Annotated in this window: 15 protein-coding genes; 8 read left to right on the forward strand and 7 right to left on the reverse strand. The window is 67.8% G+C overall.

Going from position 1 to position 16,501, the window contains the following annotated elements; all coding sequences use genetic code 11:
* From sul1 to ACWAT2_RS18115, 4 genes are all read left to right on the forward strand, one after another.
* Nucleotides 1–835, forward strand: an 835-nt coding sequence (gene sul1, locus ACWAT2_RS18100) for a sulfonamide-resistant dihydropteroate synthase Sul1 (RefSeq protein ID WP_136139683.1), incomplete at its 5' end; no start/stop codon positions are given.
* Between the two features lie 127 nt (nt 836–962).
* Nucleotides 963–1,463, forward strand: coding sequence for a GNAT family N-acetyltransferase (locus tag ACWAT2_RS18105; RefSeq protein WP_000376623.1), 501 nt, complete (start codon nt 963–965; stop codon nt 1,461–1,463).
* Nucleotides 1,464–1,631: 168 nt separating this feature from the next.
* Nucleotides 1,632–2,396 carry an IS6-like element IS6100 family transposase gene (locus tag ACWAT2_RS18110; RefSeq protein ID WP_001389365.1) on the forward strand — a complete coding sequence of 255 codons (765 nt, stop codon included), beginning with the start codon at nt 1,632–1,634 and terminating at the stop codon, nt 2,394–2,396.
* 372 nt (nt 2,397–2,768) lie between these two features.
* Complete coding sequence (locus tag ACWAT2_RS18115) at nt 2,769–3,347, forward strand: recombinase family protein (RefSeq protein ID WP_402377927.1); 579 nt, start codon at nt 2,769–2,771, stop codon at nt 3,345–3,347.
* On the opposite strand, the gene ACWAT2_RS18120 is transcribed toward ACWAT2_RS18115, so the two are convergent.
* Nucleotides 3,332–3,967: a DUF6338 family protein gene (locus ACWAT2_RS18120; protein WP_402377930.1), complete on the reverse strand. Its 636-nt coding sequence runs from the start codon at nt 3,965–3,967 to the stop codon at nt 3,332–3,334. The genes ACWAT2_RS18115 and ACWAT2_RS18120 overlap by 16 nt on opposite strands.
* Nucleotides 3,964–4,119, reverse strand: a complete 156-nt coding sequence (locus ACWAT2_RS18125; protein ID WP_402377933.1) for a hypothetical protein — start codon at nt 4,117–4,119, stop codon at nt 3,964–3,966. Before ACWAT2_RS18125 ends, ACWAT2_RS18120 begins: the two co-directional genes overlap by 4 nt.
* A gap of 129 nt (nt 4,120–4,248) precedes the next feature.
* Here ACWAT2_RS18125 and ACWAT2_RS18130 point away from each other — a divergent pair, with 129 nt between their 5' ends.
* Complete coding sequence (locus ACWAT2_RS18130) at nt 4,249–7,266, forward strand: N-6 DNA methylase (protein WP_402377936.1); 3,018 nt, start codon at nt 4,249–4,251, stop codon at nt 7,264–7,266.
* A gap of 543 nt (nt 7,267–7,809) precedes the next feature.
* Here the strand turns inward: ACWAT2_RS18130 and ACWAT2_RS18135 are convergent.
* On the reverse strand, nt 7,810–7,986 hold the full coding sequence (locus ACWAT2_RS18135) for a hypothetical protein (RefSeq protein WP_402377937.1): 177 nt from the start codon (nt 7,984–7,986) through the stop codon (nt 7,810–7,812).
* A 93-nt stretch (nt 7,987–8,079) separates the two neighbouring features.
* Here ACWAT2_RS18135 and ACWAT2_RS18140 point away from each other — a divergent pair, with 93 nt between their 5' ends.
* The gene (locus ACWAT2_RS18140) at nt 8,080–8,385 is read left to right on the forward strand and encodes a hypothetical protein (RefSeq protein ID WP_402377940.1); all 306 of its coding nucleotides are present in this window, start codon (nt 8,080–8,082) and stop codon (nt 8,383–8,385) included.
* A gap of 350 nt (nt 8,386–8,735) precedes the next feature.
* Here ACWAT2_RS18140 and ACWAT2_RS18145 read toward each other — a convergent pair whose 3' ends face one another.
* Genes ACWAT2_RS18145 through mobF form a run of 3 tightly spaced genes read right to left on the reverse strand, consistent with a single transcriptional unit; the run spans nt 8,736 to nt 15,192 of the window.
* Nucleotides 8,736–9,782, reverse strand: coding sequence for a zeta toxin family protein (locus tag ACWAT2_RS18145; RefSeq protein WP_402377942.1), 1,047 nt, complete (start codon nt 9,780–9,782; stop codon nt 8,736–8,738).
* 20 nt (nt 9,783–9,802) lie between these two features.
* The gene (locus ACWAT2_RS18150) at nt 9,803–10,246 is read right to left on the reverse strand and encodes a hypothetical protein (RefSeq protein WP_402377944.1); all 444 of its coding nucleotides are present in this window, start codon (nt 10,244–10,246) and stop codon (nt 9,803–9,805) included.
* A gap of 59 nt (nt 10,247–10,305) precedes the next feature.
* Nucleotides 10,306–15,192, reverse strand: a complete 4,887-nt coding sequence (gene mobF, locus ACWAT2_RS18155; RefSeq protein WP_402377947.1) for a MobF family relaxase — start codon at nt 15,190–15,192, stop codon at nt 10,306–10,308.
* A gap of 193 nt (nt 15,193–15,385) precedes the next feature.
* Here mobF and ACWAT2_RS18160 point away from each other — a divergent pair, with 193 nt between their 5' ends.
* Together ACWAT2_RS18160 and ACWAT2_RS18165 are read left to right on the forward strand one after the other, a co-directional pair.
* Nucleotides 15,386–15,721, forward strand: a complete 336-nt coding sequence (locus tag ACWAT2_RS18160; RefSeq protein ID WP_402377950.1) for a hypothetical protein — start codon at nt 15,386–15,388, stop codon at nt 15,719–15,721.
* A complete protein-coding gene (locus tag ACWAT2_RS18165; RefSeq protein WP_402377953.1) occupies nt 15,705–16,187 on the forward strand; it encodes a hypothetical protein in 483 nt (160 codons plus the stop codon). The genes ACWAT2_RS18160 and ACWAT2_RS18165 overlap by 17 nt, the downstream gene beginning before the upstream one ends.
* A 1-nt stretch (nt 16,188) precedes the next feature.
* Here the strand turns inward: ACWAT2_RS18165 and nrdH are convergent, their stop codons facing one another.
* Nucleotides 16,189–16,422 carry a glutaredoxin-like protein NrdH gene (nrdH, locus tag ACWAT2_RS18170; protein ID WP_402377955.1) on the reverse strand — a complete coding sequence of 78 codons (234 nt, stop codon included), beginning with the start codon at nt 16,420–16,422 and terminating at the stop codon, nt 16,189–16,191.
* Between the last annotated feature and the right edge of the window lie 79 nt (nt 16,423–16,501).

Consider the following 16,501-nt stretch of genomic DNA (forward strand, 5'->3'; position numbering starts at 1 on the left):
GACGGTGTTCGGCATTCTGAATCTCACCGAGGACTCCTTCTTCGATGAGAGCCGGCGGCTAGACCCCGCCGGCGCTGTCACCGCGGCGATCGAAATGCTGCGAGTCGGATCAGACGTCGTGGATGTCGGACCGGCCGCCAGCCATCCGGACGCGAGGCCTGTATCGCCGGCCGATGAGATCAGACGTATTGCGCCGCTCTTAGACGCCCTGTCCGATCAGATGCACCGTGTTTCAATCGACAGCTTCCAACCGGAAACCCAGCGCTATGCGCTCAAGCGCGGCGTGGGCTACCTGAACGATATCCAAGGATTTCCTGACCCTGCGCTCTATCCCGATATTGCTGAGGCGGACTGCAGGCTGGTGGTTATGCACTCAGCGCAGCGGGATGGCATCGCCACCCGCACCGGTCACCTTCGACCCGAAGACGCGCTCGACGAGATTGTGCGGTTCTTCGAGGCGCGGGTTTCCGCCTTGCGACGGAGCGGGGTCGCTGCCGACCGGCTCATCCTCGATCCGGGGATGGGATTTTTCTTGAGCCCCGCACCGGAAACATCGCTGCACGTGCTGTCGAACCTTCAAAAGCTGAAGTCGGCGTTGGGGCTTCCGCTATTGGTCTCGGTGTCGCGGAAATCCTTCTTGGGCGCCACCGTTGGCCTTCCTGTAAAGGATCTGGGTCCAGCGAGCCTTGCGGCGGAACTTCACGCGATCGGCAATGGCGCTGACTACGTCCGCACCCACGCGCCTGGAGATCTGCGAAGCGCAATCACCTTCTCGGAAACCCTCGCGAAATTTCGCAGTCGCGACGCCAGAGACCGAGGGTTAGATCATGCCTAGCATTCACCTTCCGGCCGCCCGCTAGCGGACCCTGGTCAGGTTCCGCGAAGGTGGGCGCAGACATGCTGGGCTCGTCAGGATCAAACTGCACTATGAGGCGGCGGTTCATACCGCGCCAGGGGAGCGAATGGACAGCGAGGAGCCTCCGAACGTTCGGGTCGCCTGCTCGGGTGATATCGACGAGGTTGTGCGGCTGATGCACGACGCTGCGGCGTGGATGTCCGCCAAGGGAACGCCCGCCTGGGACGTCGCGCGGATCGACCGGACATTCGCGGAGACCTTCGTCCTGAGATCCGAGCTCCTAGTCGCGAGTTGCAGCGACGGCATCGTCGGCTGTTGCACCTTGTCGGCCGAGGATCCCGAGTTCTGGCCCGACGCCCTCAAGGGGGAGGCCGCATATCTGCACAAGCTCGCGGTGCGACGGACACATGCGGGCCGGGGTGTCAGCTCCGCGCTGATCGAGGCTTGCCGCCATGCCGCGCGAACGCAGGGGTGCGCCAAGCTGCGGCTCGACTGCCACCCGAACCTGCGTGGCCTATACGAGCGGCTCGGATTCACCCACGTCGACACTTTCAATCCCGGCTGGGATCCAACCTTCATCGCAGAACGCCTAGAACTCGAAATCTAACGTCCGTTCGGGCATCGAGGTCCATGTCGGGGTGGGACGGGCCCGTGGCTTCAAGATCACTTGCAGTCCGACCGCGATGTCTTGGTTGCGCGAGAGGTTGTCGATATGGCTCTGTTGCAAAAATCGTGAAGCTTGAGCATGCTTGGCGGAGATTGGACGGACGGAACGATGACGGATTTCAAGTGGCGCCATTTCCAGGGTGATGTGATCCTGTGGGCGGTGCGCTGGTATTGTCGCTATCCGATCAGCTATCGCGACCTTGAGGAAATGCTGGCGGAACGCGGCATTTCGGTCGACCATACGACGATCTATCGCTGGGTCCAGTGCTACGCCCCGGAGATGGAGAAGCGGCTGCGCTGGTTCTGGCGGCGTGGCTTTGATCCGAGCTGGCGCCTGGATGAAACCTACGTCAAGGTGCGGGGCAAGTGGACCTACCTGTACCGGGCAGTCGACAAGCGGGGCGACACGATCGATTTCTACCTGTCGCCGACCCGCAGCGCCAAGGCAGCGAAGCGGTTCCTGGGCAAGGCCCTGCGAGGCCTGAAGCACTGGGAAAAGCCTGCCACGCTCAATACCGACAAAGCGCCGAGCTATGGTGCAGCGATCACCGAATTGAAGCGCGAAGGAAAGCTGGACCGGGAGACGGCCCACCGGCAGGTGAAGTATCTCAATAACGTGATCGAGGCCGATCACGGAAAGCTCAAGATACTGATCAAGCCGGTGCGCGGTTTCAAATCGATCCCCACGGCCTATGCCACGATCAAGGGATTCGAAGTCATGCGAGCCCTGCGCAAAGGACAGGCTCGCCCCTGGTGCCTGCAGCCCGGCATCAGGGGCGAGGTGCGCCTTGTGGAGAGAGCTTTTGGCATTGGGCCCTCGGCGCTGACGGAGGCCATGGGCATGCTCAACCACCATTTCGCAGCAGCCGCCTGATCGGCGCAGAGCGACAGCCTACCTCTGACTGCCGCCAATCTTTGCAACAGAGCCCGCACGAGAGGTACTTCCGCGCGAAGGGCGACGAACCGCGAACTGAGTTCTTCTCCCGGCACGCCACGGTTCACGCGACCGACAGCGGGCAACTCACTCGTGAGAACTCGTTGCTGGCGCTCATGATGCTCGCGAGCCTGTTGGGATGGCAGAACCGTCTCTAGCCGAGCGAACGCCCGTCAGAAACGACCGTTTTTGGCGAGTTGTGACATCCATCCGGCGATCGGCTCCATGGCGGGGAAGTACACCGGTCAAAAACCGGTGTCCAAAGGTGTGGCGGTCAGAACTCTGCGGAGACGTTTTCGGTAGCGTCGCCGCATGGCGATGACGTTCGGCTACGCGCGGATCTCGACCGCGGGGCAGACTCTGGACTCCCAGCTCGACGCGCTGACGACGGCCGACGTCGATCGCCGGCAGATCAGGATCGAGACGGCATCGGGCGCGCGAGACGACCGCCCGGTGCTGACCGAGCTCGTCGAGCAGGTCCAGGACGGCGACACGATCGTGGTCACGAAACTGGACCGGCTGGGACGGTCAGTGGCCCACCTGGTCGACCTCACGACCCGACTGGATGCCCGAGGTGTGGCCCTGCGGTCGCTTTCCGAGCAGATCGACACCTCGACCGCTGCCGGCCGGTTCATGGTCCACATGCTCGCCGCGCTGGCCCAGATGGAACGCGACCTGATCCGCGAACGCACCATTGCCGGTTTGGCCTCCGCCCGAGCTCGAGGACGAGTCGGAGGCCGCCCCACCGTCATGACACCCGAGCGCCGCGAGGCGGCCGCCGCACTGCTCGCCGACGGTCAGTCGGCGGCCGCCGTCGCCCGTGCGCTCGGCGTCAGCGAGTCAACTGTCCGCCGGCATGCGCTTGTGCGGGAGCATCAGGCAGGGGTGTAGATGACCTGGATGGTCTTAATCTGGCTCTCAGGAAGGACGACGTAGCGGCCGATATCGCCCTTCGGCGCGAAGCAAGGGTCCCCGGGCCGCTTACGGGCGAGCGGGTGAGTGAGGGCCAGGCTTCGGTCGTGGTCCTCGGGGTCGGTGTCGAAAGTCTCGAGGAGGCCACGCCAGACAGTTCCGTCGAGGAGTTCGACGAGCAGCGCCGGCTGGATTGAGCGGTTCGGGAGGTAGCTGTCGAACAGTCGATTCCAGACCCTGCCGGGACTGATCCGCGGTGGCTCACGCCACCGCAAGGATGCCGCAATCCATGCCAGCAGCGAGGCCAGAAGCGCGGTCCCTACTACGGCGCCGAGGTAGGGCACCACGTCGGTGGGTGCGGCGAATGCCTCGGGTCCCGCCGCCTGGGCTCGACGATAGAGAGGGAGCCATGGCCAGTACAGGAGCAGCACCGATGCGGCGCCCGTAGCGGCTAGCGATACGAGGACGACCCGTGCGACTTCCGTAAGAACAGTCTCCTTGACCGCCGGAGTGTGTCGCCCCTGAATCAGTTGCCAGAGGATGCCCGGTGCCAACAGCAGCAGGAAGGAGACCAGGGCAGCGAGACTGTTCGGAATCAATCGTCGTCGTCGTCCGCCTCAAGGTCAGCCATCGTCTGGCTACTGACCTTCCCGACGTCGTTGAACGCAAAGGAGGACCCCAGCAGGCTCCTCTCGCTCAGCTGCTTCTCTTCCCTTCCGTGGAAGGGCTCTCGGTCACGGGGGTCGGTCATGGTCGATCTTCCTCTCGTCGATCCGGTGGACCAGGGTATGGAGGCACCATGCCATCTGATACCGACAGGGATCGCCCGCCTGCGTAGCGTCCGACCGCCTGGACAGGGCATACCGACTAGCCTCAGGCCATGCCACGTTCCGCGAGTGAGCAGTCTCGTATCACTGTTGTCGATCGACTGGTCGCTGGAGGTGTCGGGCGTAGCGAGGCAACGATCCAGTCCGACATCCGGATGTTGCTGCTCGACCCGGAGCTCGGGCTGGAGGAGGTCCAGCTTGAGACCCAGGTGGGCGAGGGCAAGCGGATCGACATCGAGGCGGGCGCGACTGTCATCGAGGTCAAGCGGTCCCTGGTGAGCCCGAAGGCTCGGGAGACGGCGATGGGACAGCTTGCTGGCTACGTCGTGGCTCGGGCGGCGGAGTTCGGTGGCCGGTACGTCGGGGTCCTGACGGACGGCGTGCGCTGGTACGCCTACCACGAGGCCGGTGGTGAGCTCGAGGAAGCGACGTCCCACACGGCCAGTGCCGGTCCTGCGGGTGCCGCCGCGCTGATGTCCTGGCTTGAGGGTGTCCTGGCGACGAAGCAAGGAGTCCGGCCGGTGCCATCAGAGATCGCTGCCCGGCTCGGTTCGACAAGCTCGTCGCACCAGCTCGACTACGCGACTCTGACCGCGATCTACGCCGACAGCAGCCACCTACCGACAGTGCAGCTCAAGCGAGAGCTGTGGGCCAAGCTGCTCCGCTCTGCGCTCGGCACCCAGTTCATCGACGACGATGCTCTCTTCCTCGAGCACACGCTGCTGGTCAACTCCGCTGAGATCATCGCCCACCTGGTCGTTGGGCTACCGGCAGCCGAGCTGGCGCCCGCCACGCTGCTCTCCGGTGACCAGTTCGAGACCGCGGGACTCCACGGCGTCGTTGACCGCGACTTCTTCGACTGGGTCCTCGAAGTGCCAGGAGGCGAAGCGTTCATCGCCGCGATGGCACGGCGGCTGGCACGTTTCGACTGGTCCGCGGTCGAACACGACGTCCTCAAGGTGCTCTACGAGTCCGTCATCCCCGCCGCGACCCGCAAGGCACTCGGGGAGTACTACACCCCTGACTGGCTCGCCTACGAGGTCGTCCAGGAGACCGTGACCGATCCGGCGAGCCAGCGTGTTCTCGATCCATCCTGTGGGTCCGGGTCGTTCCTGTTCTATGCCGTCCGCCGCTACCTCGCGGCGTGCGAAGCAGCACAAATTCCGCTGGCGGACGCCATGCATCGGGTGTCCTCGCACGTGGTCGGCATCGACCTACACCCTGTCGCAGTCGCGCTGGCGCGGGTGACCTATCTTCTGGCGATTGGCCGGGACCGGCTCAACTCATCCGAGCGCGGTGAGCTCTCGGTGCCGGTCTACTTGGGCGACTCCCTCGGCTGGGACCAGCGCGATGACCTGCTGTCCTCGGGGCACATGGTCATCCCCACCGAGACCGGCGACCAGCTGCTTACCACCGAGCTGCGGTTTCCCGAGCACCTGCTCTCAGACGCGGCTCGCTTCGACGAGCTTGTCCATGCCCTTGTCCAGGAGTCCGGGCGTGCTGCTGCCGCGAGCGGCCGGCACAAGGCCCGACGTCTCTCTGAGGGCACTGTCCGCCGGCTCGCCCTCGACGAAAGCGACATGGCGGTCCTCTCGGAGAACTTCGTGAGGCTGCGCCAGCTCCACGAAGACGACCGTAACCACATCTGGTCGTACTACATCCGCAACGTTGCCCGACCCACCTGGCTCACGCGCGAGGAGAACCGCGTCGACGTCCTGATCGGGAACCCGCCCTGGTTGTCCTACCGAAACATGTCGGCCGCGATGCAGGACACGTTCAAGGAGATGGCCAAGGACCGTGGGTTCTGGTCCGACGAGCGCACCGCAACCCATCAGGATCTGGCCGGCCTCTTCATCGCTCGCGCCGTCGAACGCTACCTGCGTTCTGGCGGTCGCTTCGGCTTCGTCGTGCCGAACCCTGTCATCGACCGCGACTACTGGTCAGGGTTCCGCACGGGCAAGTTCGAGGCCGGCACCTACGTCGCGTTCTCTCCGTCATGGGACCTGCGGCGACTCCGGCCCCATCTGTTCCCCCGAGGCTCGGCCGTCGTCTATGGCCAGCGCGGCGAGGCGGCCAAACCGATGCCTGCCGACATCGAAGTCTGGGCTGGCCGTGCACCGGCTCCGCACGCCCTGGCCGGCGACCCGCTCGCGACGATCACCCGAAAGCCGGGGCGAGCGATCGTTGGCTCGGCCGGCACCGTGGCCTCGCCGTACGCCGCGAGGTTCTCGCAGGGAGCGAACCTCGTGCCGCGACTGCTGTTCCGCGTCCAGGAGGACTCGAGGTCTGCTCTCGGTGCTCCTGCTGGCCGTCGGGCAGTGCGTTCACAGCGCACCGTCAGCGAGAAGCCGCCATGGAAGAACCTGCCGGACCTCACCGGGTCGATCGAGTCAGAGTTCGTCTGGCCGACCATTCTGGGTGAGCACGTCCTGCCTTTCCGCATCACACCGCCCGCCGAGTTCGTTGTCCCGCTTAGGAGCGACGGAACACTGCTCACCGGCAGCCAGGCCGACCGTTGGCCGGGCCTGGCCTCCTGGATGCGCCAGGCGGCCGAGGTCTGGCAGGACAACCAGGGCGGCAAGCTGACCCTGTCCAAGCAGATCGACCACATGAAGAAGCTGACCCAGCAAGTACCCGTCGCCTCGACGCGCGTGGTCTACGCGGCATCCGGGATGCACCTTGCGGCCGCCGTCTTACGCGACTCTCGCGCAATCGTCGAACACGGCGCCTACTGGGCTGCCGTGTCGTCTCCCGACGAAGCGTCCTACCTGGTCGCGATCCTCAACGCCCCCAGCCTCACCGAGCTCGTCCGCCCGTACATGTCGTATGGCAAGGACGAGCGCCACATCGACAAGAACGTCTGGAAACTGCCCATCCCGAAGTACGACCCGGACAACGTTGACCACGTCCGCGTCGTGGAGCTCTCCGAAACGCTCACCCGCGAGGTCCACGAGCTCGAGTTCTCCACGACCAACTTCGTCGTCCAACGCCGTGCCGTGCGGACCCACCTCGCCCAGAGTTCAGCCGGAATCGAACTGGACGATCTCGTCGCCGAGATCGTTCACGAATAGATCGTAGGAGTGCACCGCAGCCAACCCCACGCCGATGCGCCGGCGGTTCGAGTCGTTGATCAAGCCACCGGCCGTGCCCGACCGAAGTCTTGGCGTTCTACCCTCATCGGTGTGGAGGAGTTGGTGACGCCACGGATGGTGGCTGAGCAGTTGGGCGTCACGCCGACGACGGTGCGCACGTGGCTACGCCTCCGCGGCGAGTCGCCAACGAACGGTCGCTGGCGCCTGGACCCGCAGACAGTGCAGGCCCTCACCGACGCCTACCTGGCTCGGGTCCGTGAGACGGAACGCACGACCTGCGGTGTTCAGGGATGCACCCGACCGTGCACCGTGCGCACAAAGCTGTGCAGGGTGCACGCTCGACGGCTACGCCGCAACGGAGACCTTGAGCCACGCGACGGCGCTCAGCACCAGCGCGCCAAGACTCACTGCCCGAGGGGCCACGAGTACACCGAAGCCAACACGTATGTCTTCAGCGACGGCCGGCGACGGTGCCGACGTTGCCGCATCGACGCCGCCGTAGCCAGCAAACGGCGCCGCCGATCAAGCGCCGCGCCGTCCGAGGAGCGCACCGCTCCCGGAGTGACCGTCCATCCCCAATTGCACGCGTACGGCCTCGGCGAGTTCCGGCTCGCGGCCAGGCCGGACGGGCAGTCGCCCGGTGATGTCGCCGTACTCCTCGTCGAGCTGGGCCAGGGCGAGAACGGTGAGCGGGTCCATCAGGCCAGGGTGCCCGAGGGGGGCGCTTGCTGCTGACGTTATCCACAGGGGTGTCGGCGGCAGGTCGTACGGTCGCGGCAGGAGGTGAGCACGATGTCCGGTGCTGACGCCGTCGAGTCGCTGGCGCTGCTGTCCCTGGCGACGTTCGCCGTCGGCCTGCTGCCCCGGCGAGTGTGGTTCGTGCTGCGACTCGCACGCGGTTGCGCGCTTCTCGTCCTCTTCGTGTTGGGCCTGGACTGGGCAGCGAACGTCGCGCAGGCCGGCCTCCTGCCGCTCATGCCGGCGTGGATGTTGGGGCTCGCCGTGCCCGGCATAGCGTGGCGTCTCGGGCAGGCCGTCCGGTGGATCATGGCTCGGGTGCGTGCACGTCGCCGGGTGCGGCAGGTCGCGTACGCCTGACTACTGTCGCCCTCGTGTCACGGCGCTCGCCCAGAGCCAGGCCCAGCCCTGGCGGCCGTGCTGGTCGAGGTATTAACCGGCCAATCGAGGTCTTGATGTGATGACCGCTGAAGGAGCCCTGGTGGCGGAAGTGGATCACCCTGCGGCTTCGTCTCCTGCGGTGGCCGAGAGATGCGCACGCCGTCCCGCGCTGCTGCTGGCGCTTCCTCGGCCTGGTCCCGCAGCGGTACCGTCTCGATTCCGTCCGGCCACCCGCCCGGCGGCTCGCGTCGTCGATTTCCCACCCCCACAGCCTACGCAGTAGTTAGAACACGAGTTCGATTCGAGGCGATCCTCGACGTCGGCAGGGACTACAGGCGGGGACCCTGCTGTGTCGGTGGGTCGGGTTGCGGCGGGTCGATGTTGGGCGGCGCGGGCTTGATGGCGTTCTTGGGTCCGGCACCGGTGGCCCGCGCGATGCTGGCCGGCATGAGCGTCCCGCCGCGCTGGATGCGCGCCTTGTCGACCTCGAGCACGCGGTCCCCGCCTGCGGTGGGTGTCCAGTAGCGCCGGTAGCTCATGACGTGGGTGCAAGTCTCGGAGAGCCGTTCAGCGGACTCTTGGGATCGAGCGCGCCCGGTGGTTTCGTCGAAGACTCCTCGGGCGTATTGCGAGGGAACCCAACGTCCGCCGAGCTTGTGCTCGTCGGGCGCCAGCTCGCCGGCTGTCAACGCCGCGGTGTAGTCCTGTCGCCAGCGTTGCCGGATCTGCGCCTCGGAGACCTCGAAGGGCACCTCGACGTCGACGACGTCGACGTCGTAGCCGGCCTTGGCGAGCTGCTTGCCCAGGGCCTCGGCCTTGTCGGGGCTGGACAGGACGGAGTCGATGACGATGTTCACGCCCTCTTCCAGTGCCTCGCTGCGGACTCGGGCGGCGAGGTAGGAAGACTCCTCGTGCACGAGGGACGACAGCTCCAGCGGGTAGAAGCCCTCGCCGGCTTGCTCGCGTTGAGCGACCTCGGGCGGCTTAAGGAACGTCTCGTAGGACCCGTCTCGTAGAGCTGCGAAGAGCAGCTCGCGCTTGAACTCGTCGGGGTCGATCTTGAGCCAGGCGTTCTCCTCGAGGCCGAGCACGTGCCGTTGGGTGTACCCCTTGCCGGCGCCGGGTGGGCCGGCCATCACGATGGCGCGGCGCTCGGTGCGTGCCCGTGGGGCGTCGGCACGGTACTCGGCAACGAGCCGCTCGTGCAGCATCGCGCGCGCCGCCCGGGGCTGGTCGACCTGGCCGTCCTTGAACCATGCCGGGTTCCGCACCGAGGAATGCGGGCTGTTCTCGCCGAGGGGGCCGTCGGGGCGCATGAAGGCGCGGACGGCCTGCCGGTGTGCGTCGATCGGGTCTGATTGGTCTTCGGGGCTCACGGGTCATGAGCCTGGACGACTCAGGGCTTTGCGTCCAGCACTGCGTCGTAGAGCGCGGCGTCGATCAGGCCATCGTTGAGTGCTCGTCCGACCTCGGCGAAGGTATGCGCGCCTTCGGGCACGACGACCAGGTCGTCGAGGAGGTCGTCGACGCTCGGGTGCTGGTCGTAGGGGAAGCGCGCGAGCTCGTCGAGAACCTGCTCGCGTGTCAGCTCGCCGGCCGCGTACTGCTGGGCGATCTCGTACGGTGTGGCGCCGTGGAACCCTTCGGGGACGTCGGCCACGGCCTTGACCATCTTGCTCACCGCGGCCTGGGACACGCGGAGCTGCTTCGCGAGCGTGACTTGGGTGTACTTGCCCGACTGCAACAGCTCGCGAACCCTGCGTGCGTACTTGACTCCGGCGAGGTCGCGCTTGGCCCGCATGGCCAGTACCTCGCGCACGTCGTCGTCGATCGTCGTCATTTCGCTCACCTCCTATTACAACTCCAGGTTATACCTGTTGGGGGTGGGACGCCAGGCGGTCAGAGCCGCGGGCCGCCCTGTGTCGGGCCGCGGTGGGTCGGGTCGTCTTCCGGTCGGGGCCCGGTCTGCTGCTCGCGGAGCCGGCGCGCTCGCTCGACCATGTCGTCGACCTTGCGTCCGACGTCGTCGCGCTGGCGCTTCTCCTGGGCCTTGCGCACGAGGTCGTCGACGCGGGTGCTGATCGCGGTGCGGGGCTGGTCGTCGTCGCGGGTGCCGCTCCAGCCGCGGGCCGGGTCGTCGCTGCGCACCGTCTCCAACGCCTTGGCGGCCTCGGCGTGGGCGCTGGCCTGCTCGCCGCGGATGTCGCCAGTCCCCAGCGGGTCGTCGCCGGTGACTCCGTAGCGGTCACGGTAGGCGACGACCTTGCGCACCGCGGTCTGCCACTGATCGCGCTGTGCGCTCTGCTCGGGCGGTGCGGTGAGGTGCTCGAGGGCCCAGCTCGGCGGGTCGGTGGCGACATCGTCGACGAGGCGGTCCAGACGGGCGGCGACGAGGTCAGCCTGCCGGTTGAGCCAGGCGGCGACCTGCGGGTCGATCTGCCGCTCGGGCAGCTCGACGCGCTCGGGTATCTCGGGGGCGTCGATGGTGGCGGCCATGACCTCGTGCAGCACGACCTCACGGTCCTCGTCGTCGAACCGGCCGAGGAGGTAGGCGCCGACGTCGCCCATTGCGTCGGCGCCGAGGTGCTGCGCCGCGGTCGTGGCGGCTGCCCGCACGGCGTTGACTCGGCCCTCGACCTCGTCCAACCGGTGCCCGGCGATGGCCTGTTCCAGGACGGTGTGCGTCAACGGCTCTGCAACCTGGATCCGGGCGGCCAGTTCGTCGCCGGCGCCGTCCTGGAGCATCTGTGCGGGGTCCTGACCGTCAGGCAGCTCGAGGCCGGCCGCTGCGGCGGCTTCGGTCGGGGTCAGCATGGACCAAACCCGTGCGGCAGCCTTGCGGCCTGCCGTGTCGCCGTCCAGCGCGACGACGAGGTCGGACAGGTCGCGGCCGCCAGCCTGCCGCAAGGCGTCGAGGTGCTGCTCGGTGACGCCGGTGCCGCAGGCGGCCACCGGCACGACGTCGGGGGCCGCGATGCGCAGGGCGGCGACGTCGGCGGGGCCCTCGACGAGCACGGGGCGGTCACCGGCGGCGAGCCGCTCGCGCGCTTCGGGGTCGAGCCCGTAGAGCACCTCGCGCTTGCGGTAGGCGTCGGTCTCGGGGGTGTTGAGGTACTTCGGGGCCTTGGGGTCCTCGACGCCCGGGTTGAGTCGAGCCGTGACGGCCACGACGTCGCCGGCAGCGTCGTGGATCGGGAACACGATCCGGTCGCGGAACCGGTCGATGAGCTTGCCGTGGCGGGTCTCGGTGGCGACGCCGGCGGCGAGCATGTCCTCGCGGCTGTATCCGGCGTCGTCGAGGGCCTCGACAAGGTTCGTCCAGCCGGCCGGCGCGACGCCGTACTCGGCGCCGTCGAGGCCGCGGCTGGTCATGTAGTCGCGGGCCCAGGTCTCAGTGCTGGACTGCTCGGACCACCAGGTCCACGCGGCGCGGTGGACCTCGACGACGCGGGCGTGCGCTGCGGGGTCGACGTCCTCGGGCAGCGTGGGGATGTCGTAGGTCTGCGGGATCACCGCATCCGGTGCGGGCGTGATCCATGCCGGCAGTGCCCGGGTGTCGAGGTCGGCCAGCGCGGGCGCGCCGAGGCGGTAGTGCAGCACCCGCGCCACGGATGCCGCGTCGTCGAGGCCCTGTTGCGCAGCCGCGGCGCGCAGCAGGTCGACGACGTCGGCGCCCGCGGCCTCGTGCAGGGCCAGGCGCTGAGCCAGCACGGGCCAGGCGTCGTCCGCGAGGATCGCGCCGGCGTGCTCGGACACCGCGGCCTGTACCGCGGTTTCGTGCCGCTGCTCACGCCCGGGCTCGAGGAGCCGGGTGTAGGCGTCCTCGTAGGCCGGGACCAGCCGCGCCAGGGAGTGCGCCTGGTCGTACTCAGTCTCGATGGTCTCGCTGGCGGAGACCTCGGCGCCCGAGCGGGCAACCACACCCCGCAAGGCGTCGGTGACCGCGCGCTCAGGTGTGGGCTGCTCGTGCAGGTCGACGTCGAGCGCCTCGTCGACCACAACGAACATCCGGTTGGAGTGCCGGCCGCGGGTGACGGCGGTGTAGAGCTGTTCGCGGGTGGTCTGGGCCTCGACGAGGGTGTGCGAGGTGTCGACGGTCATGCCTTGCACGCGGTGGATGGTCGCGGCGTATCCGAGCTCGACGTGCTCGGCGACGTAGTCGCTCGGCAGGGTGACGCGCGCCTTGGTCTGCATGTGCTGGGCACGTAGCGCGCCGTCGCGGCCGCGGTGCGTGACCTTCCACAGGTCGCCGTTCTTGACGAAGTCGGTGGGGCCGGCCTTGAGCCGGCGGTTGTTGAGTCGGGTCACGATGATGTCGCCCTGTCCGGCCCGAGTGCCGTTGTGCAGCTCGACGCCGTCGTGCTCGACGGAGCCGGCGGTGACGCGATCGAGCCGGGCACGGGTGGCCAGCGACACGACGTCGTCGTTGCTGGCCGCCACCATGACGGACTGTCGCCCGGCGGTGGTGTCGGCGGTCCAGGCCGCGTACACGTCGTCGAGCATGTCGTCGCGGGTGCCGCCGATCGTGCGCCCGCCGTCGATGTAGAACGCCAGGGCGTCGGCGTCGCCCTCGCGCAGGCGCAGGGACGCGGCTGCCTCGGCCGCGTCCGAGAAGCGGTGTACCTCGGCCAGGTGGGCGGCGCCGGCCTGCTGGTCGATCAGGCGCAGGGCACCGCCGGCGCCCACGGCGGAGAGCTGGGCGGGGTCTCCCAGGAGGCGCACTGTGGCGCCGTGGGCCTCGGCGAGCCGCAGGGCGGCGTCCAGTTCGGGCGTGCCGGCCATGCCGGCCTCGTCGATCAACATCACGGTGCGCTCGTCCAGGCGCAGCTCGCCGCCGATCTCCGAGTCGGTCTCAGCGGCTCGGCGGTGCGCGTCGAGGAGCTTGTGCAGGGTGTCGGCCGGGGTCGCGAGCTCCTCGCCCAGGACGGCCGCGGCGGCCGCCGACGGCGCCAGTCCCAGCAGGCGCCCGCCCGATGCCTCCACGGCCCGGGCGTAGACCTGCATGGCCGAGGTCTTCCCGGTTCCCGCCGGGCCGATGCCTACCTCGACGCGGTGCCCGCCCCGCGCGAACCGCGCGACGAGGTCGCGCTGTCCGGCGTTCAGGCGCCGGCCCTGGCTCATAGCCCGTTCGAGGGCGTCGGGGGCGACGAGCATCCCACCGTCGGTCTTCGCGGCCCGCACGAGGCGGTCCTCGGCTTCGAGGACGTCCAGGCTGCTGTATCGCTGCGAGCCGTGGACGGTGTAGAGCGACTCGCCGTCGGCGCGGCGCATCGACTCCGGTGCCGGGTTGAGCTCGGGCGGGGTGAGGTCGACCGAGGACGACATGACGCCGGACACGATGACCTCGGCGAGGTCGTGGACGTCCAGGTCGTGCAGATGGGCGTGCTCGCGCGCGAGGCGGGACGCTTCGGCCTCGACGTGGAAACGGCCCCAGGTGGATCGCTTCTCGGCGATGTTCGCCATGGCCTGCTCGACCAGGTCTCCGACCGGGGTAGGGCTCACCTCTTCACTGGATACCGAAAGCGCTGACCGCACCATTTCGTCAACCGCGCGACCACTGCCCAGGACACGAATCGCAGCGTCTCGCCACTGCACGACCCGCTCACGCAGCGGGACGACGGTTCCCTTTTCTCCGCGCGTGTCCAAGGTGGCCTGCTGCGCCATCCGGTACTGCTGCGCCCGGGGGGCCTCACGCCCGTGCTTCTGCCGGTATTCACGCAGCAGATGTTCGTACTTCTCTTCGATGAGGGCACGGCGCGAAGAGAATGCGTCACGCACGCTCTTGTCGATTCCGCTGATCTCTCGAACTGCCTGCCGGCCGCTGCGGCGTGACTCGCCGTGGAAGGTCACGCCCAGGCGCCGGCGCAGCTCGGCCTCGATGTTGGTGTTGTACCGCTCGGAAGCGGCCACGCCCAGGGCGTGCAGCACGCGACCGTCGAGGGATCGCCACTTGCCATCCACGCCCTGGACCTTGTTCGAGACCGCCACATGGGTGTGGAGATTCGGGTCGCCGGTTCGTGAGTCGAGGTGGTCGAACGCCGTGGCCACCAGACCGTGAGTGTCGATCTGCGCCACACCGGCCTTGCCGACGCGCGTCAGCGCACCCTCACGCTCGACCCACTCCAGAGCTTCCTTCCACGCCGCGCGATGCGCCTCGGTGATCTGCCGGCGGGTGCTCTCGTCGCCCAGACCCCACATCACCGACACCGACTTCACGGGGGTAAAAACGAGGTCGTAGCCGGCCACAGGCTGCCGCTGGTCCTGACCGCGCGTGGCCAGGTAGCGCGCCCGGTCGGCGTCGGTCGGCATCTGGCCGTCGGCCTTCTGCGCGAGCATCGCGCCCGCCACATTCCACCGGATCAGGTCGCGCTCTACGCCGACCTCGGGGGCACGGTCGTGCTCGGCCCGGAAGTCACTGTAGGCGCGCTGCATGGCGTCCGCGAAGCCGTCGTCCTTCTGCTCGAACTGCGGGAACCGGCGCCCCAGACGAGCCGTGGCGATGGCCTGCTCAGGGCTCGATCCATCAGCGAAGGCCGCAGCGATGATGCGCTCGGCGTCGGGGTGTAGACCCTCGCCAAAGAGCGCCTTCATCTGGGCTTCCGAGACCTGCCCGGACACCCCGAGCTGCTCGACGCCAGAGCCGACCCACTGCCCCGGTGGATTGCCGCTCTGCATGTAGTAGTCAGACAGCGACTGACCAGGATCGCGCTGCACGTCGTCGGTCGCGACCTGCTTCGTGAGGTAGGTGTATCCGTCGCCGGCGTGCAGCACGTGGACGGTCATCATCGAACGCCCACCTCCTCTGCTCGCGCGACGGTCATCGCCCTAGTCTCGCCGAGCCTCACACTGAAGTGCAAGAGGTGTGTCGGACTTCTCGCTGTGGCAGTGACTCGGTTGGCGGGATCGTCATGGATGCTGTGCTGCTGTACGGTTGAGGTCGATACTGTCGATGAGGTCTGGCGTACTGGTGAGGTGAGACATGGCTACGTCTTCGAAGGTTGCTGCTCGCGAACGTGCTAGGGCTGCGCGACTTCGGATAGATCGTGACCGGGCCGAGCGGGACCGCAGGGTCGAGGAAGCGGCTGCGTCCTACTTCCTCGTCGTCGAGAAGCGCGACGAGCTCGACAGACGAGCGGGACAGTCGGTCGACGAGCTCCTCGATCTGGGACTGGCCCAACGGCGCATCGCTGAGCTGCTCGACGTTGACGCTCGCGAGGTGCGTCGACTGCGATCGATCGCCCGCCCAAACACTGACGGTGTTAGGCCGCCGGGTGACGACGGCAGCAATGACGTCGCGGATGTCCACCAGCCCTGAGCGCCGGCTCCTCGCCGCGGTCGCGTCACGCTCGGCCCGCACCCGGTTCGAGGCGAAGGTGCGACGCCTCGACCACGTCGAGTGCTGGATCTGGACCGGCGCCATCTCTGGGCAGGGCCACGGCCGGTTCTGGGTCGCGCAAGGGCACGTGGTGATCGCGCACCGGTTCGCCTACATGGCCAGTATTCCCTCGCCGGTGCTGGGCGACGTCCCGGCCGTCGTAGCCCACCGCTGTGACAACCCGCTGTGCCAGAACCCGGCACACTTGACACCCTCCTCCCCCGCGCTCAACCGCGCGGAATGGGCGTCGCGGCGGCACGTGCCCGGCGGCCCGCTTCGCGACGTCCGGGGGGCCCGCGGCCGCGCGCACGAGCTGCGAGACGCAGCGAAGGCCGGCGCGAGCATCGCTGAGACGATGTCGGCCGGCCTTCGCTGCGTGGACCGTGGTCAGGGGCGGTTGTGGTGACTCATGCCGGGGGCACCAGTGCGGCCAGCTTGTCCGGTCGAAATCCTGACCAGTGGCTATCGCCCACGACCACGACGGGGGCCTGCATGTACCCCAGTGCGCGGACCTCGTCGAGCGCGGCGGCGTCCTGAGAAAGATCGACTACCGTGTAGTCAATCCCCTTCTTTTCCAGCGCTCGATATGTCGCGTTGCACTGCACGCAAGCCGGTTTGCTGAAGACGACCACAGATGCCATGTCTGCGCCTTTCTCGCTTGCCTCGCGAACCCTTCCATAATATCTAGCCATCAGACAACGGGCAACCGATATTCGCCAA

It is taken from the genome of Isoptericola sp. GX10416, assembly GCF_056590155.1.